Below are 20505 nucleotides of genomic sequence, written 5' to 3'. Positions count from 1 at the left end.
TTCGAATAAAGGTAGTAGCCCAAAAAGTATGCTGTAACAAAAACTAAAAAGACAACTTGCACAAAAGTTGGTAATTTACGGTTATGAAGACACAAATTACCATTACTTGCCCAAGTTGCCTATCGGTTAGTATAAAGAAAAATGGCATAAAAAGCTATGGCAAACAAAACTATTTTTGCAAAGATTGTCATAAACAGTTTGTTCATCATTTACAGCTTACTTACAAAGGTTGTCAATCTTACATAGATAACAAAATACGCTTAATGTTAGTTCGTGGTTGTAGCATTGCTGACATTGTGATACTTGAACAAGTGAGTAAGGGCAAAGTGCTTAGTGTGCTTGCAAACAGTAATCACCAAATCAAACCAAGACAAAAGCATTACAATACCTTAAAGATAGATGAGTTTTGGACTTATGTGGGTAACAAGAAAAACAAAGTTTGGCTCATCTATGCGTACGATAGACACACAGGTGAGATTGTTGCCTATGTATGGGGCAAAAGAAACCTTGCTACTGCCAAACAGTTAAGGTCAAAACTGATGAGTTTAGGTATAAGTTTTGATAAAATTGCTTGTGATGATTGGGACAGCTTTCTGACGGCTTTTAAGCACTCTATCAAACAAGTGGGTAAACGCTTCACCGTTGGTATTGAAGGCAATAACACAAGGCTTAGAACCTTTGCTAGGCGAGCATTTAGAAAAACGTGTTGTTTCTCTAAAAACCTAACCAATCATCTTAAAGCATTTGACTTGGTGTTTCATTATATCAACTATGGGTGGGTGTAGCATACTTTTTGAACCAGGGACAAAAATATAAATCAGCTGGGATTTATGCAAAAATACTTAAAAATTGTTTTTTAATTTTTGCAACTCTCGTCTATCTTTTTTGTTGGGGCGAGTATCAGGCCGAGCCAAATTATCCAGCTTTCGCTGCTGTGCCATAAATTCACGGCGGACGCGACTTTCTTCGGTTTCTTCATATAAGGTGGCAGCGATGGTGGCATTGCCTCGATTTTCTGATAACTGTTTGATAATAATGGTTTTTTCTTCTAGGCGTGTGGCATGACCTTGACGAATGGTGAGCGTATCGCCGATTTGCAGCTCGCGACTGACTTTAATTTTGGCATTGTTTATCTGCACTTTGCCAGATTCGATGGCTTCTTTGGCAAGGCTGCGAGTGCGGAAAAATCGTGCCGCCCACAGCCATTTATCGGCACGCACTTTGGTGAGTTCAGATGGGTTCATTGTTTGCCTTTTTGTGGTTTGTGCTGTCATCAACTATCGTCAAAAACTCGCTGGAGAGTATAAATGTTTATTCCTCACTTATGGACTGATTGTCGCTTGCCTGTTTGATTTTTTCTTGCAGGTGATGGATATAATCGGTGGTGGCTTGGTTTTTTATCCGAAAGATTTGTGATTCTTGGTTATAATTGCACGCATCTTCCCAAGTTACAAAAAAGATTTTTCTGCCAAATTTATTAGGCTGTTTGAAATAAAATTCAACGATATAATTTCGGCTATCTATTAAATATCGGAATTTGTATTCAACTTTTTTTATATCACAAAAGCGAATTTCTTCATAATCATTATTAATAATGATGATAAAGCCATCAGGCGTTTCCCAAACTTCATCAGCATGATGCTTGTTTATTTGAAAACGCCAATATAAATTGCTAATGAAAATTATCACGCTTAAAATAATAAAACCAATATCACCTTTATACCAACCAATTGCCAAGAACATACAAAAAATAATTGACATTAGGTAGATGGATAAGGGTTCTGATAAAGCGGTGAAATCAACGGCGATATTTTTGGCACCACGCTGTCTTAAAAATTGGCGGTCTGGCATAAGTGTTTGACCGTCAATTTGTCTATCATCATAGTCATCATATCACTTCAAGAACAACTGATAGCCGACATTGTCCGTCAAACTTTCGCACTCATAGCCAATCTCGGTGAGGGCATCCATGATTTGTCGTGATGAGCCAGCCGATGCCTGTAAGCCCACCAAAATCCGCCCCTCAGCCGCTCCATGATTGCGATAGTGGAATAAAGTAATGTTAAAGTCCTGACCTAATTTTTCAAGAAAATTTAACAATGCACCGGGGCGTTCTGGGAAAATTACCCGAAACAGTTGCTCGTCTTGGATATTGGCATGACCACCAATCAAATAGCGAATATGCGTTTTGGCAGTTTCATCATCGGTCAGGTCATAAGCATGGTAATTTTCGGTCAAAAGTTTGGCGATGGTGCTGCGTTCTTTTTGACCTTCTTTAAGGCCAATACCAACAAAAATATGGGCTGGAGCGGTAGGATTGCTGGTATCAACGCGATAGTTAAATTCGGTGATATTGCGTCCTTGTAGCGTGCGACAAAATTCCAAAAACGCCCCTGTTTTTTCGGGAATGGCAACAGCAAAAATCGCCTCTTTTTGCTCGCCAATCTCGGTGCGTTCAGCAATATAACGCAAGCGATCAAAGTTCATGTTTGCCCCAGAGATGATGGCAACACAGTTTTTGTTTTTTAAGCCATGCTTATTAATGTATTTTTTCATGCCAGCGATGGACAAAGCACCTGCGGTCTCAACAATGGCACGATTTTCCTCAAAAATATCTTTGATTGCAGCACAGATTTCGTCATTGGTGCAGGTGATGACCTCTGGTTCGACCACTGTGCCCGTGCCGTCAGATTTTGTCATTTTGGCGATTTCAAGGGGTTTTTTGCCGATTTGGGCAACTGCCACACCGTCAGCAAATAACGATACTTGCGGCAGGCGAACTCGTTCTTTGGTTTCAAGAGCAGCTTTTAGGCAAGCTGCTCCTTCAGGCTCGACAGCGACCACTTTAATGTGCGGAGCAACTTCGCCCAAAAATGCCGCCACACCCGCCATTAAGCCACCGCCACCAACTGCCACAAAGACATAATCAATATCTCGCCATTGCTGAGTAAGCTCAAGCCCAATCGTGCCTTGACCTGCGATGACCAATTCGTCATCATAAGGGGCGATGTAGGTCAAGCCATCACTTTGGGCTTTGTTGATGGCAAAGCGGTTGGCTTCATCAAAGCTATCACCGTGTAAGTAAACATTGCCGCCAAAGGATTTGACTGCTTGCACCTTGATGTCGGGGGTGGTGGTGGGCATGACGATGAGGTTGTCTATCCCAAGCCGATTGGCAGAATATGCCACGCCTTGAGCATGATTGCCAGCTGAAGCACAAATCACGCCTTTTGCTTTTTCTGCATCACTTAGCTGACTGATTTTATTATACGCACCACGCAGCTTAAAGCTAAACACAGGCTGCAAATCTTCTCGCTTGATGCGGATATTGTTGGCAAAGCGTTTTGAGAGCTTGTGGGCAGGCTCAAGCGGTGTCCGCACAGCAACATCATAGACAGTGGCTTGTAAGATGGCACGGATATAAGGGGCGAGCATAGGGTTTTCCTAGATTATGAATTATTGGTTTTGGTTTGAAGAAAATTTTGATTGTAATTATATATCCTAGGCACCTGTTCTTTATTAAACAGTGCCTGATCTCCATTGCAAATACTTAATTTTTCTTCTTGTGTGTTAGCAAAATGTACTTGATCAAAGTTATTGCTGTCAAATGAGAATATATAGTAACGTGAGCCACTCTGGGTTTTGATAGCATGTGTTTTACCATCAATATATAATAAATTCAACCAGTTATCCAAATAATGATATTCATTTACACTTTCTGCTTCCAGCAAAGGAATGATATGATCTAATTCATAGCCTTTGGTTTTATTTACTTTATGGTGTTTAAAATAATCATTTTTTGCTTGTTGTGAACGTTTCATCTTTGATTTACTATATTTGGACAAATCAATATCAGAAGTGATCAAAATAAGCTTTTTACTATCTTTTTCCATAATAAAAAAAGGAATATTTTCAAATAAAGCCCATATTTGTTGATTTTCATTTGCCCAATTATGATAATCTCTTTTGTCTTTTTTATCGCCGTTAAAATTGTCTGGAATAAGCTCTGATTTTAGAGTATCAATCACTGCATTTTTTTGTACTCGTGATAATAATCGGTATTCTTTTATCAAACTTTCGCATTGCTCTATGGAAATGCTAAAAGAAAAATTACAATTGATTGCCGAAACAAACAGCATAAATTCATCAAAGCTGATTTCTTTTAGATCACTATTGGTTAGCAAGCTTAAAACATCTTCCACAAAACCAGTTAGTAACCTATTCAGAGACTTGGAAAAAATTAAATTTTTGTTTAAGATATCTAATTTTTGGTCTATTAGCTTCAATCCCATCTCGGATAAGGAGACGTATTTTGTTGTGCTTTTTTTAAATGGATTGGTTAATTCTTTGTTTGCATTATATCGGTTGATCAATCCCATTCTTGCAAAATCCACGAATAGATTCTTGCGCATCGCATCCTGCGTCCCAATATTGGTTAAGTTCTTAGCTTCGTTGCAAAATTCAGCATAAGACTGCTCTTCTGGAATATTATAAGGTCTTTTGCTAATATCGGTTGTTCTGATTTGCATTAAAGATTGGTTGGGGGCGTATCTATTTAATAGTGTTAAAATTTCCATCAATTTTGGCAAATCATAGCGGTTATGCTGACTTAAATGAATGCCACGATAATTTTCAGATTGTAATCTTTCATCAATAAATTTTAATGATGAATTGCCAAGATTAATATTTCTGACATAATTTTTCATATTTTTTTCCTTAATTTATTTCCAGTTGATTTAATATTAAGTTGGCTTGCTCCACATATTCAGTATTTATATCACACCCAATAAAATTACGCCCCAATTTTTTGGCAACTATTGCTGTTGTGCCACTTCCCATAAAGCAATCCAGTACCAAATCATTAGGATTGGAACTTGCTTTAATAATGCGTTCTATTAAGTCGTGTGGTTTTGGGGTAATATGAGATAATTTGACGGTTTTTCCATTAACTTTTTCTTTATGGCGTTGGCTCGAAAAATGCCAAACTTCTCCGCATAATCTTCCATTTGGATTGGGGAACCAGCGTTGACCATTTTTTAAAATACCTTTTTCACTAGCATGCTTTATTCTATCAGTGCTTTCATATGGTACTCGTACTTCATCATAATTGAAAGTATGATTTTTGGATTTTGAAAAAAATAAAATTGTTTCTTGTCCTGTGGAAAAACGCCTTTTAGCACTACCCATACCATCTCGCTTGTCCCATGTAATCCAATTTTGGAAAATCATACCTTTGCTCACTAAATATTGGCAAATAAATGCACAATTAAATGGTGTATTAAATATATAGATGGAACCATTTTTATCTAATTTATCTAAAACTTTATCAATCCAACGGTAGGTAAATGCCAGAAATTCATTGTGATCATCAAAGCTATCCCAATCTGCCTTATTAAGATTATAAGGTGGGTCAATGACGGCCAATTGAATGCTTTTATTTTGTATTTTTTCTAAAAAATCAAAGCAATTCATGTGATAAATTTTATTAATATCCATTACCAGAGCCTTAAATCCGCATCTCTAAGTTTAAGATCAATAATTTCACTATATTTTTCCATAAGTTCAAAGCCTATATATTTTCTTCCAAGCTCTTTGGCAACTTTTAATGTTGTTCCGCTGCCAGCAAAAGGATCTAAGACAGTGTCGCCATAAAAAGAATAAAGTTTAATCAATCGTCTTGGAATTTCTTCTGGCATAATTGCCGAGTGTACACCAAATGCTAAATCATTTTTATTGGGAATGGGAATGTCCCAAATTTGTTTGGTAAATTCCACCCATTCTTGTTGAGTTAATTTGCTTTTTTCTTTGATTTCATCAGAAACTTTATTGGGTTTGCCGTCTTTGACATAAATGGTAACAAACTCTGTGGTATTTTGAGCATAAAAATTTCTTGGGTAAGGGTAAGAGCCAAACATTAGTTTTTTTGATGAGTTGGTTCTATTCCACAGATAAGTATCCATCAAAAAAAGATTGGTATTTTTTAAAATAGTTTGTTGGATGTCGCTGTTTAGATCAAAAATATGCCTTGTGTAATGCGTGTTCATATCTTTTTTTAACATTGGCATAAGGGGGGTGTTAATAACCAGTTTGCCATTTGGCGTTAATACTCGTTCGCACTCTCTCCATACCTGCAACATTTCTATTAAATAATTTTCATAGTCATCAATATCACCAATTTGACTAGTATGTTTATTGCTATGGCTATTTTGTTGATAACCATCTTTTGCATAATCTTTAATATTGAAATAAGGGGGTGAAGTGATAATAAGGTGTACGCTATTGTTAGGTACTTCTTTCATGTTGCGACTATCTTTAAAAAATACAGTATTCATGTTTCTCTAATCTTTTTAATGAAAAACAGTTTATAAAATTTAAATAATATAAATCAAATAAGAAATTAGTTAATCCCACTCATCACACAATGCCTATTGAATTACCAAGTTTGTTGCGGTTTGGTAGAGCTTTTTTGTAGGCACTGATGGTGAAAAATCTTGAATATTTGACCATTTTTTGGTAGCTTGTTCAATGATTTGCAGAGTTTGTGGCGACAGGTCTAGTGCAATCATTTGATTTTCCTAAATTTGACACCGTTTTTATTAAAAAATTGGATATGATTATCAGTTATCATACCCAATTTGCTTTATAAATTCAATGACAAATCAAGCATCGAGCTGAGCCATCACTTCATCGCTAAAATTAACATTGGTATAGACTTCTTGAACATCGTCCAAATCTTCTAGCATATCAATCATTTTTAGTACTTTTTGGGCATCGTCAATATTGTCAATGTCGGCAGTTGTGCTTGGCGATAGGGTAACTTCCATATTGTCAGGCTTAAGCTCGGCATTTAATAAGGCATCAACCACAGCACCAAAGTCGTTCGGCTCGGTGATGACCAGCAGGCTTTCGCCGTCATTTTCAATGTCGCTTGCTCCTGCTTCTAGGGCAACTTCCATCACTTTATCCTCAAGCGATGTATCATTAAAGACAATCTCGCCTCGCTTGGTGAATAGATAGGCAACTGAGCCTGAGGTGCCAAGATTGCCGCCATGCTTACTAAAGGCATGACGCACCTCGCCCACCGTGCGATTGACATTGTCAGTCATGGTCTCAACGATGACCGCCACACCGCCTACGCCATAGCCTTCGTAGGTGATTTCTTGGACATTATCACCCTCACCACCACCTTGACCACGCTCAATGGCACGCTTGATGACATCTTTGGTCATGTTGGCGGCGTTGGCTTTTTCAAGGACGGCACGCAGGCGAGGGTTGTTGGCAGGATCAGGATCGCCGCCTTTGCTGGCAGAGACGATTTCACGGATAATTTTGGTGAAAATCTTGCCTTTTGCGGCATCTTGCTTGGCTTTGCGATGCTTAATATTCGCCCATTTACTATGACCTGCCATAATACACCTTAATAATAACTTAATAAATTAATAAGAAAATTAACAAATAATTTGTTTGTAATTAAAATAACAATTTTAGCAAATTTTTGCTGGCTTGATAAGTCTTTATCACGAAAAAATATCAAAATGCCAAACCGCCCTGATGAATTTATAACTTATTTTTTTGTTGAATATAAATTTTTGTTGTGATATGCTTGGTTTGGTAACAGGTATGCCAAAAATTGACCAACAAATACCACAATCATCACAAAAAAAGGAGTTGTTATGTCTGATGTATTATTAATGAAATTAGGAAAACTTGACAAACAGGCAATTTGTGCTGTGCAGCCCTCATTTGATGAATTAAAATCAAGCAATTATAAAGATGGTGCGTATCGATTTCGCAAATATTCCAAATTGGCTTTTGCCAAGGGTCAGCTGACTGTGCTGCCCAGTGATGGCTTTGTGCAGACGGGCAAACTTAATGAATTTCAGGGCGATGTGTTGCGTTGCTATGAGAATTTGAGCGAACAAACCGTGCAATCTGATGGCTTTGGGCAGATTTGCCATGCTTTTGTCAAAGCGTGCAATCTGCCAAGCAATTGTCAGCTTGAGGTGCATCAGATGCGAATCATTGCCCAAGATAACAGCACGCCTGCCGAAGCTACCCCTGAGGGCGTGCATCAGGACGGCTTTGATTTTGTGGGTGTATTTACCATCGCTCGCCACAATCAACAAGGCGGTGCAATAATGCTGTGGCAGCATAAAACCGATGATACGCCACTTGCTTGCGTATCGCCAGAGCCTGCAGATTATTGTATCATCAATGATCGCACGCTGTGGCACAGTGCTTCTAGTGTGAGTATTGCTAATAAAGATGATGTTGGTTATTGGGATTTGTTTGTGGTTACAGCAAATCGTCCCAATTGATGAATTTTTGATTATTTTAAATTAATAGATTTATTAGGTAATTAAATGATTACACAACAGCTATTGATGGATATTCGCAAGCAGTTTCCTGCATTGATGCAGGCAGATGATGTGGGCAATGTGCCGATTTATTTTGATGGGCCGGGTGGCTCGCAAGTTCCGCACTGCGTCATGCAAGCGATGGTGGCGTATCTTTGCTTGGGCAATAGCAACATGGGCGGTTATAATCAGGCTTCTGTTCGGACGATGGCGGTGAATGATTTGGCACGCCAACAAGCTCGTGTGTGGCTGGGTGGTGGAACAAAGGCACAGATTGTTTTTGGACAGAATGCAACCAGTTTGATGTTTATGATATCAAGGGTGATTGCACGCACTTGGCAGGCGGGTGATAATATTGTGCTAAGTTCGCTCGATCACTATTCTCATGTTTCGTCATGGCAACAGGCAGCGGATGATGCTGGCGTAGAGGTGCGAATGATACCGCTGAACGATACGCTGAACGATTTGGATTATCAGGCGGCAGAGGAGTTGATTGATGGGCGAACGCGTTTGGTGGCGATAACCGCTGCTTCTAATTTAATTGGCACAATGACAGACATAGCACGCATTAGCCAGATGACAAAGGCAGTCGGAGCATTGCTAAGTATCGATGCGGTACATGCTGCAGTGCATATTGCCAGTGAATTTGAGGCTTGGGGTGCGGATTTATTATTTGCCTCTGCCTATAAAATCGGTGGGCCACATTTGGGCATGATGTGTGCCAAGCACGCTTTATTGACACAGCTTCGCCCATACAAGGTTGAACCTGCAACCAATGTGGTGCCGATGTCGTATGAGCAAGGCACGCAGTCCTTTGAGTCGCAGGCAGGGTTTGTGGCGATGATGCGATATTGGTCGGCACTGGGGCTTGATGACGGCTTGCCTTCTTTTGATGAAGTGGGTACGCAGTCGCAATATGACTTGACGGCAACAAGCAGGCAGAAAACCTATCACAAGGTGATGGCATACGAGCAGACACAAAGTCAGTATCTGCTGGAGAAATTTAAACAGCGTCCGTTTTTACAACTTTATGGCAAGCAATCTGCCAGCAATCGCACGCCAACTTTTGCCTTTAATGTCATTAAGGCAGGCGTTATCCAAGATGGTGCAAAGCTAAGCCGATGGTTGGCTGGTTATAACATTGCTTTGGGTTTTGGGAATTTTTATGCCAAAAATTTAAGCGAGCGACTTGCCGACACAGGGACAGTGCTGCGACTGGGCTGTTTGCATTATACGACTTTTGCCGAGATTGATAGATTGTTTGAATTGATTGATCAGGCTGTTTGTGAGCTGTATCAGATTACGCCGCCTTAGGTTTGTTAAGATATTCATTGTGCTGACAGTCGGCACCAATTTGGCTGGGTGCATAATAGCAACTTGTATTTTTAAATTTTAAATTATCTTTATCTTAAATAAAACTAATTTATTTTTGTTTTATTCGCCATGCAGATAATGATTGGTTGTGGATTTTTATATTTTAATTTTGTTAAAAAATAGTTAATAGAGTTGCAGGCAGGATAAAATTTAGCATGATTTGTCCTTTGCGGCACGGTTAATCGTTAATAAGTGATATAAGGTTGATGGTTAGAATTTTGTGGATTTATTTGACAGATGTTTTATTGATTCTCCAAAATACACAAACATAAAAACACTTGCTGCCAATAGGGTAATAAGGGCGGCAACATAGCCAATATTACCCAGAGAATATGCAGCAATACTAAGACTGCCAATCATCGCACCTGCACCAATGCCAACATTAAAAATCCCTGAAAAAATTGACATGGCAACATCGGTGGCGTTTGGGGCGAGTTTTAGCACACGCAGTTGCAAGGATAATGCCAAAGCGGTAAATGCCACACCCCAAACAAAAATCAGCAGTGTCCAGATGGTGAGAGTTTGGGCAAATATCAACAAAGTCAGCAAGCTGACAATCATAGCAACAAAGCCAATAAGGATAAATTTATTAAGTAAAATTTCATAATAACGCCCAAAAAGCACACTGGCGACAATGCCCGCCACGCCAAAAATTAACAAAGCCACGCCAATAAAACGATTGCCAAAATTGCTGATGTGCAGAATAAATGGCTCAATGTAGCTGTAGGCGGTAAAGTGTGCGGTAACTGTCAAGACAATCATGGCATAGACCAGCAGCAGGGCTTTGTTTTTGGCGATGGCGGGCAGGCTTGCCAAGTTACCTGTGTTTTTGGCAGGCAGTGTTGGTAAAACCACCGCAAGCGTAAGCATAATCACAAGACCAACCACACCAATCACAGCAAAAGTTGTCTGCCAGCCAAATGCTTGTCCAAGCAGCCTGCCTATTGGCAGACCAAGCACGGTTGCCAACGCACCCCCTGTGGCGAGCAGGCCTAAAGCACGAGTCTGCATACCCTCTGGGGCAAGCCGAACCGCAAGGCTTGCTGTGATTGACCAAAACAGTGCATGACAAATTGCCACCATAGTGCGGCTGATGAGCAAAGTGCCAAAACTGTTTGCAAGATAGGACACGCCATGACTGATGGCAAACAGGGCAAAGATGGCAATCAGCAGTTTTTTGCGTTCCATCTTTGCTGTCATTAGCATCATCGGCAGTGATAGCAGTGCCACAATCCATGCGTAGATGGTCATCATCACCCCTGTGGCATCGGCACTCATGCCAAAACTTGTACCGATGTCAGTCAGCAGGGCGATAGGGATAAATTCTGTGGTATTAAAAATAAATGCTGACAAAGCCAAAATCACCACAGGCAGCAGACTGGTCGGCTGTTTATTATCGAGCGAAAATTGATTCATGGTGTTCATTGGCTTATTGTTTGTGGCAGGAAATTATTTGTTAGCAGAGCCATCAAGATGTGCCGTGCGATGGCTTTGGCAAATATACAATCTATCATTATGCAAGATAAGTACGGCAGAAACAAAGTCGCCGCAAGCAAATAAGCCGTAGCGACTTATTAAACATCAAACTGGCACAGCAGAGCCAAAGTCAGCGAATAAATCATAGTCGCTTGCTTCATCAATCAGTACTGTGAACATATCACCAGCCTTGGCAGTGTGGTTGATATTATCAAGATAAACATGACCGTCAATCTCTGGTGCGTCAGCATAGCTGCGACAGATGGCGATATTTTCCTCTGTGTCGATCTCATCAACCAGCACCACAAGTTGTTTGCCGACTTTTTCGGCGAGTTTTTCAGCACTGATTTGTTGCTGCAATGCCATCAGTGCTTCATAGCGTTGCTGTTTGATATGCTCTGGCACTGGGTTGGGTAGATCATTGGCGACAGCACCCTCGATTTCAGAATAAGTAAAGCAGCCCACACGATCTAGGCGAGCTTGTTTTAACCAGTCAAGCAAATAGGCAAAATCCTCGTCAGTTTCGCCTGGGAAGCCAACCACAAAAGTTGAGCGAATGACAATATCAGGGCAAATCGCACGCCATGCACGGATACGCTCAAGAGTATCTTCGCTCATCGCAGGGCGTTTCATCGCCTTTAAGACATTGGGGCTTGCGTGCTGAAAGGGAATGTCAAGATAGGGCAGCAGACCGCCTGTGCCAGCAGAATTTGCCATGCTCTGTGCCATAATCTCTACCACGGCATCAACATGTGGATAGGGGTATACATAATGCAGACGCACCCAAATGCCCAGCTTGGACATGGCTTGGCACATATCAAAAAATTTTGACTTGAGTGGCTGACCGTCCCAAAAACTGGTTTTGTATTTTAAATCCACGCCATAGGCTGAGGTGTCTTGGGAGATGATAAGCAGTTCTTTTGCCCCTGAATTTTTTAGGGCAACCGCTTCTTTCATGACCGAATCAATCGGTCGGCTAACCAAGTCGCCACGCAGCGATGGAATGATACAAAAAGTGCATCGATGGTTGCAGCCTTCAGAAATTTTTAGATAAGCATAATGTTTGGGCGTAAGTTTAATGCCAGCATCATCAATGAGATCAATTTTGGGGTCGTAGTTTTTGCTTTTGGTGGGCTTGGGCACATGATGAGTTACTGCCGTTACCACTTCTTGATAAGCATGAGCCCCTGTAACTGCAAGCACTGCAGGGTGCATGGTGCGAATTTTTTCGGCATCTTTGCCTAGACAGCCTGTTACAATCACTTTGCCATTTTTGTTAATTGCTTCGCCGATGGCATCTAGGCTTTCTTGCACAGCTGATTCAATAAAGCCACAAGTATTGACCACCACCAAATCCGCACCATCATAATCTTTGGCGACTTGATATCCTTCACGAGTCAGCTCTGTAATAATGCGTTCACTATCAACGAGTGCCTTTGGGCAACCCAGCGAAACAAAGCCGATTTTGGGATTGTTGCTTGATGATAGTTTGACGGCATTTGCTGTCTGGGCGACAGTGCGATTTTGGTTATGATTGGCTTGATGATGGTAGGCCGATTCTGTGTTTTTTTGTGCTTTTGGATTAAATACGGTTGGCGTGCTGGACATGGCTGGCTCAATTTGCTGGTTATTGCTAAGTGCTTTATAAATGCTTATTTTAGCATAGAATTTATTACAAAACATCCTTGATGAGATGGTGTAAATTGGCAGTTGCTGCTTGCCAAAAACCGATGTTTTGACAAGAAAAAATCCCCAAGACAGGGGAGACTTGGGGAGAAAGTGAAAAGCTAATAAAAGCCACACTAAAAATGGCGCAGCGGACGGGGCTCGAACCCGCGACCCCCGGCGTGACAGGCCGGTATTCTAACCAACTGAACTACCGCTGCTAAGTGGTGGGTGGTAACGGGATCGAACCGCTGACCCTCTGCTTGTAAGGCAGATGCTCTACCAACTGAGCTAACCACCCTAAAATGCTTTTTTATGATACTGTGTCAAGGTATCGCATTTTAAGTAACATTTTCAAAAACTTTAAAGAACTTGATTTTCGCCTTGTTCATCGTCTTTGTGGTGCGTATTATATACGAAATTTATCAACTGTCAAACTTTTTTTGGGGAAAATTTGGTATTTTTGTTGATAAAGTTCGTAACTTGTTGAAATTTAAAGGATTTAATTATCTTAATTTTAGGCCAAATAAACGCAATAAAGCAGCACATAAAATTGCCAAGCTGGAAAAATCCAGTTTGGCAATAAGGTTGGTGCAATAATCACCCTGTATAATCATACAAAACCGACCAGATGGTTTTTACCCAAGCGAAAATATTGTGCCTGAGCGGCTGCCAAACATGGTGCGATCGGGTGGGTGGTTATGCTTGGGCTTGATGAAAAATTTGACGCAATGTTGCCTTATAAAATTCAAAAGCATCAATCGCACCAGCGATGGCTTCATTTTGGGCATTTTCATCAAGATTTAGGTTGTTTAAGTGTTCGCGAAACGCCTTCCAATGCTTGCCACGACCGTCAGGGTGTGCGTCCAGATGGCGGGCGGCAAATTTTTCGTCAAATCCGAGCTTTTCTTTGGCATCTTTGAATAAAAATGCCGCACCGATATTTGAACCCTCGGCACAGTACAACCAGCCGATGGCTTGATTGCCAGTGGGTTTTGGCAAAGGCTCGGCAAACTGATATTTCGCCTGTCCCAAATCCGCCAAATCCACCAGCACGGCATCATAGCGAGCCATTTGTGCCAAATCGTTGATGGCTTGGTTTAGGGTGGTGTCTTTATAAATATCATCAACAATGCGATGAAAGACGGATTGCAGTTTTAAAAAATTAATGTAGTTTTCTTTGCTGTCAAAAGGCTTAACTGACATTACCAAATTATCCACACTGTCATGCACGGTGCGGGTTTGTTCTTTTAGCTTATCAGCAAAAGTTAAATCACTCATGTATGCTCTCCTTTGGTGAGTGGGTTTGGGCAGGCTTGTGGCTTGGGCTGCAAGCCTGCCACTGCGGGTTAAAATTTATATTCAAGCGATACGGCAAAGTTGCAACCAGGTGCATAGAAGCGTTCTAAGCCTTTGCCCTGTCTATCAACCGTGTTGGTTGTGCCGTAGCTGTTAATGCCACGCAATGCGTCCCAAGTATGATATTTGCGGTCAAATACATTATAAACGCCAGCACGAACAGTGGCACGCTCTGTTGGTTTATAAAAACCAAAAATATCAAATACTTGAGCGGATTTGTTCAAATAAGGTGCGGTAATGGTCTCTTTGTACAATTCGGTACGATTGCAGACATTTTCGCCAGTCCACCAGTCAAATTCATAAGCAAGGCAGCGGCTTTTGATGTCCTCAACTTTGGCATCATTTGCTTTTTTTGCACCCAAATAACTAAGGCGATTAAAGACACCCCATTTGCCTGTTGGTGCTTCGTAATCAATGCCGACGATACCTTTTATGGGTTGGATTGACAATAAGCTATTGCCTGTGGATAGTTTACCACGACTGTAGCCTAATGAGCCATAAAATTTCCAGCCTTTGGCTACAGGAAAGATTTGATCCAAGTTCAGCTTAGTTTGCAATTCCAGTCCAGAGATGCGAGCTTTGTCAATATTGACTGTTTGATTCATCGGAGTTTGATAGGTACGACCATATTCTTGTTGCACAATCAAACTGGTCTGTTCGGACAAAAAGTCTCGATATGAAGAGGTGTACAGTCCCAAATCAAGCAACCCCTTGTTATTATAACCTTGCAAAGATAAACTGTGGCTTAGGCTTTTTTCGGGCTTAAGCTCTGGGTTTGATTTCCAAGTGCCGTATGGATTTTTGAAGGTAAAATACATCTCTGAGGCGGTTGGCACACGGTAGCCTGTGCTGATTTGATAGCCTGTTTTCCAAGCTGGGCTAAATTGCCAATTAACCCCTGCAAAACCACTGGCAACCTTAAAAGTCTTGCCATCAGGTTTGCCTTCACTGGTGCAAGCCTGACTGCATGCAGCATTTAGCTCTTGGGGTTTGATGGTCTCTTGGTCGTATCGTAAGCCTGCAGCGGCTGACAGCCGTTCAGTAAGACGCACACTGTCTTTGATAGAGATGCCAAGCTGCTCAGTACGCATCGGATACTGAATGGTATAGGTATTTTGGTAGGCGTAATTTGTGCCAACACCGCCACGGTCATTGTTGATGTTTTTAAAGTCGCGGCGTGCCACATAGGCTTTGGTAGAGAGAGTATGCTCACCAATGGTACTGCCAAAGGGCTGAAAATCAGCACGCAAACTCAGGCGGTCAAAGTCGGTCTGCATACGGCGGTCAAAAATTTCGTCTAAATTTTTCTCGGCAGATTGGGTGTTGGTTCGCCAATCATAAGGGTGCGTGCCTTTATAATTAATCGCCGATAAATCGGTTTTTTGTTTGTCGTAATCAACACGCAACTTGGCAAGCCAATCGCTTGGTGGGCTGTATTCATAAAACAGGTTGCTGTTGGTGCGTTTTTGTCTATCATCAGCCTCACGCCACATAGAGGACAGCAGCATATAAGAGCGTTCATCGGTGTAGTTTTTGCCATTTTGCCCATTAATGCTGGCACCAATTCGATGATTTGGTGTGATTTGCCATGCCAGTTTTGCCAGATAACTGCGGTTTTTGTGTGTGGCAGGGTCTGGGCGTTGGCTTTCGCTGCCCAGTGTCAAGTTGCCTTCGCCACGGCTTTTTAGCTCATGACCTTGACGCTGTGAGTACAGTGCCAGTGCTTCGAAGTTGTCATTTTGGTAGGCGGTGCCGATGGTGTGCGTCCATTCACGATTTTTGCTGGCATATCCTGTGCGAACGATGCCTCCAAATGTATCATCGCCAGTTAAAATATCGCCAGCATCAAGCGTGCGGTATTGTACCGTGCCGCCCAATGAACCGCTGCCTGAATTAAAAGAATTCGCTCCTTTTTCAAGGCTGATATTATGCACAAGCTCTGTATCAATGCTTAGCCGAGATGGATAAAATTGCCATAGCGAGCATACAGGGTGTTTTCTTCGGAATCTGGCAGATTGACACCATCAATGCTAATGCCGACTCGGTTGCCCTCAACGCCACGCATGGCAAAGCCTTTTAGGTGGCGACCATTGTCAGCAATGCCGACATCGGTGGAGTAGCGTACCAAATCACGCACATCACGCACCATGTTATTATCAAGCTCATCACGACCAAGCGATTCTGTGTTGGTGGCTTTGTTGCGTTTGGCAATGACGACGGTTTTGCTAAGCTGCACGCTTGGCACGGTGGTAGGTTGGGTGGTGTTGGCAAAACCTGTTGTGGCGGTTAATATACCAAACACAAGTGGCGAGAGTTTTAGCGATGATGGTTTCATAATAATTACCAATCCTTGAATTAAAATTTCACTATCAAGATAAAAATAGTAATGATAAAGATTATCATTTATTTTCAAATAATAACAAATCTTGTTTATTTTGGCAACATTTTTTCGTTTAATTTTCTGATAAAAATAAAAACCCTGTACGAATACAGGGTTGTCAGATGGGATATGGTTTAATCGTTTTGCAAATAACCAATCAAACGCAAAAACTCAATGTACATCCACACCAGTGTTGATAAAATACCAATGCTATATACCCATTCATAGTGCTTGTCAATGCCGAATGCCACGCCTTTTTCAACATTGTCAAAATCAAGCAATAGGCTAAATGAGGCGATTAAAGTAACAAAAACACTAAAGCCAATTGCCACCATGCCGCCATCAAACAATAATGGCAGGCTTGAGCCAAATAGGCGAAAACCAAGCTGAACAAGGTACAAAATACCGATGGCAATAACCGCTGAGGTGATGATGGAGCGGAATTTTTCGGTAACTTTTATCACGCCTGTTACATACAAAGTTAGCATGACGGCAGCGGTAATAAAGGTTGCTGATAATGCCGATAGCGGTACGGTTGGATAAATGCGGTACATGATTAAGCTAATCGAGCCAAGCAATACGCCTTCGGTGAGTGCATAAGGCACAGCAAGTGCTTTGGCAAATTGTGGCTTAAAGGCACTGATAAGCCCAAGACCCATGCCTGCAAAGACCGAGACAATCGCCATCGTGTGCAGCATTGATGAAGAAATGCCAACCGATAGGGCGTACAAAAATACGCCAAACCCCGAAAGGGCAGCCAAACTTAACAAAAAAGCACTTTTGGCGACAACGCCTCGCACACTCATGGCAACCACGCCTGTGGCGAGTTCGGTGCGACTGATAATTGGATTTGCCATAATATTTCCTTAATTTTGGTAAATATGCCACTGCTAGCAATGGCATGGTTTGCGCATAATCACTGTGATGGTTAAGATTATCGTGAATTTATTGAAATTTGTCAAGGCTACTTGTGTGTTTGGCTATTGCAAAGGTGTAAAATGTGTATTGGCAATAAAAAGCACAGTCAGCCTTTTGTTCTTTTTTGTTGGCTTAACAAGGGGCAAAAGTGCATTGCAGGTTGTGTTGGGCGGTGTTTTTGGGTATGATAGGCACACATTTATAAGAAGTGGTATCATGTCAAATTTTACGAATAATCACCCAAAAAGACCGCCATTTCATCGCATCGGTGTCATGGGGCGTGCAGGCAAGTCAAGTATCGTTGAGACGCTCAATGAGCTGATTGTGCTACTAAAGTCGCGTCATTTATCAGTCATTATTGATACTGAGACGGCGGCGATTGAGGGCATGATGATTGATTTTGATCGCATTGATGGCGTGCAGCTAAAGATAGTGCCACGACAAAAAATGGGCGAGCATTGTGATTTGGTCATCGTGGTTGGCGGTGATGGCTCAATGCTACAAGCTGCCTCTGTGCTGGCTGGAACTGATGTGCCTGTCTTGGGCATCAATCGAGGACGGCTGGGATTTTTGGCTGATGTCAATCCTGATGAGCTTACCGAAAAAGTCGGGCAGGTGCTAGATGGGCGATATTGGCTGGTTGAGCGATTTTTATTAAAATTTCAGATTGTACAAAATCATGAAGATGGCACGCCAAGCACTCAGGTGATTCATGAAGATGTGGCATTAAACGATATTGTATTGCACGCAGGTAAGTCGGTGCATACGATTGATTTTAAGCTGACAATTAACCAGCATGATGTGTATCGTCAGCACGCTGATGGGCTGATTGTAGCGACACCAACAGGCTCTACTGCTTATGCCTTGTCAGCAGGAGGGCCGATCATTCACCCAACGCTAGATGCGATTTGCCTTGTGCCAATGCACCCGCACACACTTTCAAGTCGTCCATTGGTGGTGCCGGGAAGTAGCCAAATTGCCATCAATATTCACAAGGATAACCGCACACAGCCGATGGTAGGGGCTGATGGTAAGGCATCGGCACCACTGGATAATGCCCAGACGCTGCTGATTGCCAAGCATGACAAGACGCTGCTGCTACTACACCCAGAGAGTTATAGTTTTTATGAAGCCTGTCGCACCAAATTAAAATGGAATGTGTACAGCGAGGAATTTTCATTAGATAAATAGGTTAATTATGAATAAACAAGATATTTTAAACAGCTTAACACCAGAAATTGTTGAAAAATTCCGCACCGCCATCGAAATTGGTCGCTGGGAAAATGGTGAGCGATTGACAGATGCTCAGCGAGCCACTTGTATGCAGGCGGTGATGGTTTGGGAGCATGAGTATTTGCCAGTTTCTGAACGCACAGGCTATATCCATCGTCCAGTAAAAGATGATGGCACGGTGGCAGGCGAGGCATGCGATGTTGAGCATGATCATCACTATCCGCACCAAGAGCAAGTGGTTGTGTTTAAAAATTAAGCAGTAGATTTTGTGGTTAATTATCCAAAATAAAATGGCTGGGTTACAACCAGCCAGCTTTTCTGAATTTGGCATACAAAAACAAACACACTGCCAGCACTGCACCGACAACAACAAAATAAGCATATTTGATCTGCAATTCAGGCATAAATTCAAAATTCATGCCATAAATACCAGCAACCGCAGTGGGTACGGCGGCGATACCTGCCCAAGCGGCAAGTTTACGCACCACATCGTTTTGCCCCATGGTTACCATCGCCATATAAGTATCCATGGCGACCGACAGCATTTCGTTAAGCCCATTGACGGCATCAATCGAGCGTAGCAGATGATCGTTCACATCGCGAAAATACGGCTTGGCTGCAGCAGGAAAAGCCGAAATCAGCTCATTTTTTTTGTGATTAATAAAAAAGTTACATACATCTTGCACAGGCAGAATGACCGCACGCATATGCACCAATTGCGACTTAAGCTCATAGAGGCTTTTTAGGGTGGACTTACTAAATTCATGCGAGAAAATATTGCGTTCTTGTTCACGCAGATAGTTGCCCAAACGGTCGGTGATTGGTAGATAGTTATCAACAATAAAGTCCAAGATGGCGTGCAGGACAAAAATTGGGCCCAGTCGCAGTTTTTCAGGGCGGCGATGACAATGCTCACGCACAGGGCTGTAGGAGTTGGAGGCACCACGACGCACACTGATGATGAAATTTTTGCCCATAAAAATCGCAGTTGTGCCATAGCGGATTTGGTTGTCTTCCAGTTTGGCGGTACGCACCACCACAAAGATGGTATCGTTGCCATAGCTTTCGACCTTTGGGCGTTGATGATCGGCAAAAGCATCTTCGAGTGCCAATTCGTGCAAATCAAACGCATCTTGCACCTCTTGCACTGTCTCAAGACTGGGATCATAAAGCCCAAGCCAAATAAACTGGTTGTTATTGGTCAGGGCACGGCTGACATCTTCGATGGCAAGCGGCTCAATCGGCTCGCCTGTTTTGCGTGAATAGGCATAGCAGACAATGGTCTCATTATCACCTGATTGCTCGATATCTTCAAGGCGGTCGGCATCAGGATCATAGACAGTCATCGTCTCGATGGTGTCTTGGTCGGTGGCATCAGCATCGCCGTAGATATAGCTGTCTTGGGTATCGTGCAGACTCTCGATGGATTCATCGTCCTTGTCGCTGCCATCTTTGGTGATATCAAGCGTGTCAAACAGTTCGGCTTGGGTAGGTTCTGATTCTTCAAAAGCCAAAGCCTTATTGCTTGCGTGGTGATTTTCATCGATACGCTGTGTCATCAAAACCCTCCGATTGTGTGCCAATTAGCTTAGGCGTGCCAACATGAGCATAAATTTATTATTATAGCAACAATCTGGCAAAATTTCATCTGTTTTCTTGGTGTGTGCTTTGGCCAACCTTTGTTTTTGTGGTGCTTTGGCATGGTTGTGGGGTGAATTTTCTTAAAATCATAAATTTTTTGCA

The 20505-nt window shown here is 42.0% G+C and carries 20 protein-coding genes and 2 tRNA genes; 5 read left to right on the top strand and 17 right to left on the bottom strand.

Annotated features, from left to right (window positions below; genetic code table 11):
- The first annotated feature begins 83 nt into the window (after positions 1-83).
- Positions 84-785: an IS1 family transposase gene (locus tag EL162_RS08295; protein ID WP_126331383.1), complete on the top strand. Its 702-nt coding sequence runs from the start codon at positions 84-86 to the stop codon at positions 783-785.
- 57 nt (positions 786-842) lie between these two features.
- Here the strand turns inward: EL162_RS08295 and EL162_RS08290 are convergent, their stop codons facing one another.
- The 8 genes from EL162_RS08290 to EL162_RS08260 form a co-directional block, all read right to left on the bottom strand.
- Positions 843-1244, bottom strand: a complete 402-nt coding sequence (locus EL162_RS08290; protein WP_126331382.1) for an Hsp15 family ribosome-associated heat shock protein — start codon at positions 1242-1244, stop codon at positions 843-845.
- Positions 1245-1311: 67 nt separating this feature from the next.
- Positions 1312-1761 carry a hypothetical protein gene (locus EL162_RS08285; RefSeq protein WP_126331381.1) on the bottom strand — a complete coding sequence of 150 codons (450 nt, stop codon included), beginning with the start codon at positions 1759-1761 and terminating at the stop codon, positions 1312-1314.
- 132 nt (positions 1762-1893) lie between these two features.
- Complete coding sequence (ilvA, locus tag EL162_RS08280; protein WP_126331380.1) at positions 1894-3435, bottom strand: threonine ammonia-lyase, biosynthetic; 1542 nt, start codon at positions 3433-3435, stop codon at positions 1894-1896.
- A 14-nt stretch (positions 3436-3449) separates the two neighbouring features.
- On the bottom strand, positions 3450-4706 hold the full coding sequence (locus EL162_RS08275; protein WP_126331379.1) for a hypothetical protein: 1257 nt from the start codon (positions 4704-4706) through the stop codon (positions 3450-3452).
- Between the two features lie 10 nt (positions 4707-4716).
- Positions 4717-5496, bottom strand: a complete 780-nt coding sequence (locus tag EL162_RS08270) for a DNA-methyltransferase (RefSeq protein WP_126331378.1) — start codon at positions 5494-5496, stop codon at positions 4717-4719.
- On the bottom strand, positions 5496-6332 hold the full coding sequence (locus EL162_RS08265; RefSeq protein ID WP_197718972.1) for a DNA-methyltransferase: 837 nt from the start codon (positions 6330-6332) through the stop codon (positions 5496-5498). The genes EL162_RS08270 and EL162_RS08265 overlap by 1 nt, the downstream gene beginning before the upstream one ends.
- A gap of 93 nt (positions 6333-6425) precedes the next feature.
- Positions 6426-6566: a hypothetical protein gene (locus tag EL162_RS10045; protein ID WP_170161439.1), complete on the bottom strand. Its 141-nt coding sequence runs from the start codon at positions 6564-6566 to the stop codon at positions 6426-6428.
- Between the two features lie 93 nt (positions 6567-6659).
- Positions 6660-7409 carry a YebC/PmpR family DNA-binding transcriptional regulator gene (locus EL162_RS08260; RefSeq protein ID WP_126331377.1) on the bottom strand — a complete coding sequence of 250 codons (750 nt, stop codon included), beginning with the start codon at positions 7407-7409 and terminating at the stop codon, positions 6660-6662.
- 264 nt (positions 7410-7673) lie between these two features.
- Between EL162_RS08260 and EL162_RS08255 the strand changes: the two genes are divergently transcribed.
- Together EL162_RS08255 and EL162_RS08250 are read left to right on the top strand one after the other, a co-directional pair.
- Positions 7674-8318: a 2OG-Fe dioxygenase family protein gene (locus EL162_RS08255; RefSeq protein ID WP_126331376.1), complete on the top strand. Its 645-nt coding sequence runs from the start codon at positions 7674-7676 to the stop codon at positions 8316-8318.
- 45 nt (positions 8319-8363) lie between these two features.
- On the top strand, positions 8364-9671 hold the full coding sequence (locus EL162_RS08250; protein ID WP_126331375.1) for an aminotransferase class V-fold PLP-dependent enzyme: 1308 nt from the start codon (positions 8364-8366) through the stop codon (positions 9669-9671).
- A 270-nt stretch (positions 9672-9941) separates the two neighbouring features.
- Here EL162_RS08250 and EL162_RS08245 read toward each other — a convergent pair whose 3' ends face one another.
- The 8 genes from EL162_RS08245 to EL162_RS08215 form a co-directional block, all read right to left on the bottom strand.
- Complete coding sequence (locus tag EL162_RS08245) at positions 9942-11147, bottom strand: sugar transporter (RefSeq protein WP_076555365.1); 1206 nt, start codon at positions 11145-11147, stop codon at positions 9942-9944.
- A 165-nt stretch (positions 11148-11312) separates the two neighbouring features.
- Complete coding sequence (gene rimO, locus EL162_RS08240) at positions 11313-12815, bottom strand: 30S ribosomal protein S12 methylthiotransferase RimO (RefSeq protein ID WP_126331374.1); 1503 nt, start codon at positions 12813-12815, stop codon at positions 11313-11315.
- Positions 12816-13016: 201 nt separating this feature from the next.
- Positions 13017-13093, bottom strand: a tRNA-Asp gene (locus EL162_RS08235).
- Positions 13094-13097: 4 nt separating this feature from the next.
- Positions 13098-13173, bottom strand: a tRNA-Val gene (locus EL162_RS08230).
- Between the two features lie 398 nt (positions 13174-13571).
- Entirely contained in the window at positions 13572-14153 is a 582-nt protein-coding gene (locus EL162_RS08225; RefSeq protein WP_126331373.1) for a biliverdin-producing heme oxygenase, read from the bottom strand.
- 68 nt (positions 14154-14221) lie between these two features.
- A complete protein-coding gene (locus EL162_RS08220; RefSeq protein WP_259772321.1) occupies positions 14222-16165 on the bottom strand; it encodes a TonB-dependent hemoglobin/transferrin/lactoferrin family receptor in 1944 nt (647 codons plus the stop codon).
- 17 nt (positions 16166-16182) lie between these two features.
- Positions 16183-16566, bottom strand: a complete 384-nt coding sequence (locus tag EL162_RS10325; RefSeq protein WP_259772320.1) for a TonB-dependent receptor plug domain-containing protein — start codon at positions 16564-16566, stop codon at positions 16183-16185.
- Positions 16567-16745: 179 nt separating this feature from the next.
- Positions 16746-17468 (bottom strand): Bax inhibitor-1/YccA family protein, encoded by a 723-nt coding sequence (locus EL162_RS08215; RefSeq protein WP_126331372.1) that lies wholly within the window; start codon positions 17466-17468, stop codon positions 16746-16748.
- Positions 17469-17745: 277 nt separating this feature from the next.
- Between EL162_RS08215 and EL162_RS08210 the strand changes: the two genes are divergently transcribed.
- Positions 17746-18720: an NAD(+) kinase gene (locus tag EL162_RS08210; protein WP_076555095.1), complete on the top strand. Its 975-nt coding sequence runs from the start codon at positions 17746-17748 to the stop codon at positions 18718-18720.
- A 7-nt stretch (positions 18721-18727) separates the two neighbouring features.
- Positions 18728-19018, top strand: coding sequence for a YeaC family protein (locus EL162_RS08205; RefSeq protein ID WP_076555082.1), 291 nt, complete (start codon positions 18728-18730; stop codon positions 19016-19018).
- A 43-nt stretch (positions 19019-19061) separates the two neighbouring features.
- Here EL162_RS08205 and EL162_RS08200 read toward each other — a convergent pair whose 3' ends face one another.
- Positions 19062-20321, bottom strand: coding sequence for a magnesium and cobalt transport protein CorA (locus EL162_RS08200; RefSeq protein WP_375537699.1), 1260 nt, complete (start codon positions 20319-20321; stop codon positions 19062-19064).
- Between the last annotated feature and the right edge of the window lie 184 nt (positions 20322-20505).

Source organism: Moraxella cuniculi, from assembly GCF_900637105.1.
In the GTDB taxonomy this organism is placed as follows: domain Bacteria; phylum Pseudomonadota; class Gammaproteobacteria; order Pseudomonadales; family Moraxellaceae; genus Moraxella; species Moraxella cuniculi.
This window is presented reverse-complemented; position numbering and strand designations above follow the sequence as displayed.

Coding starts and splice junctions, on each gene's coding strand:
- EL162_RS08295 (WP_126331383.1), top strand. CDS start 84: ATGAAGACACAAATTACCATTACTTGCCCAAGTTGCCTATCGGTTAGT.
- EL162_RS08290 (WP_126331382.1), bottom strand. CDS start 1,244: ATGAACCCATCTGAACTCACCAAAGTGCGTGCCGATAAATGGCTGTGG.
- EL162_RS08285 (WP_126331381.1), bottom strand. CDS start 1,761: ATGTCAATTATTTTTTGTATGTTCTTGGCAATTGGTTGGTATAAAGGT.
- ilvA (WP_126331380.1), bottom strand. CDS start 3,435: ATGCTCGCCCCTTATATCCGTGCCATCTTACAAGCCACTGTCTATGAT.
- EL162_RS08275 (WP_126331379.1), bottom strand. CDS start 4,706: ATGAAAAATTATGTCAGAAATATTAATCTTGGCAATTCATCATTAAAA.
- EL162_RS08270 (WP_126331378.1), bottom strand. CDS start 5,496: ATGGATATTAATAAAATTTATCACATGAATTGCTTTGATTTTTTAGAA.
- EL162_RS08265 (WP_197718972.1), bottom strand. CDS start 6,332: ATGAATACTGTATTTTTTAAAGATAGTCGCAACATGAAAGAAGTACCT.
- EL162_RS10045 (WP_170161439.1), bottom strand. CDS start 6,566: ATGATTGCACTAGACCTGTCGCCACAAACTCTGCAAATCATTGAACAA.
- EL162_RS08260 (WP_126331377.1), bottom strand. CDS start 7,409: ATGGCAGGTCATAGTAAATGGGCGAATATTAAGCATCGCAAAGCCAAG.
- EL162_RS08255 (WP_126331376.1), top strand. CDS start 7,674: ATGTCTGATGTATTATTAATGAAATTAGGAAAACTTGACAAACAGGCA.
- EL162_RS08250 (WP_126331375.1), top strand. CDS start 8,364: ATGATTACACAACAGCTATTGATGGATATTCGCAAGCAGTTTCCTGCA.
- EL162_RS08245 (WP_076555365.1), bottom strand. CDS start 11,147: ATGAATCAATTTTCGCTCGATAATAAACAGCCGACCAGTCTGCTGCCT.
- rimO (WP_126331374.1), bottom strand. CDS start 12,815: ATGTCCAGCACGCCAACCGTATTTAATCCAAAAGCACAAAAAAACACA.
- EL162_RS08225 (WP_126331373.1), bottom strand. CDS start 14,153: ATGAGTGATTTAACTTTTGCTGATAAGCTAAAAGAACAAACCCGCACC.
- EL162_RS10325 (WP_259772320.1), bottom strand. CDS start 16,566: ATGAAACCATCATCGCTAAAACTCTCGCCACTTGTGTTTGGTATATTA.
- EL162_RS08215 (WP_126331372.1), bottom strand. CDS start 17,468: ATGGCAAATCCAATTATCAGTCGCACCGAACTCGCCACAGGCGTGGTT.
- EL162_RS08210 (WP_076555095.1), top strand. CDS start 17,746: ATGTCAAATTTTACGAATAATCACCCAAAAAGACCGCCATTTCATCGC.
- EL162_RS08205 (WP_076555082.1), top strand. CDS start 18,728: ATGAATAAACAAGATATTTTAAACAGCTTAACACCAGAAATTGTTGAA.
- EL162_RS08200 (WP_375537699.1), bottom strand. CDS start 20,321: ATGACACAGCGTATCGATGAAAATCACCACGCAAGCAATAAGGCTTTG.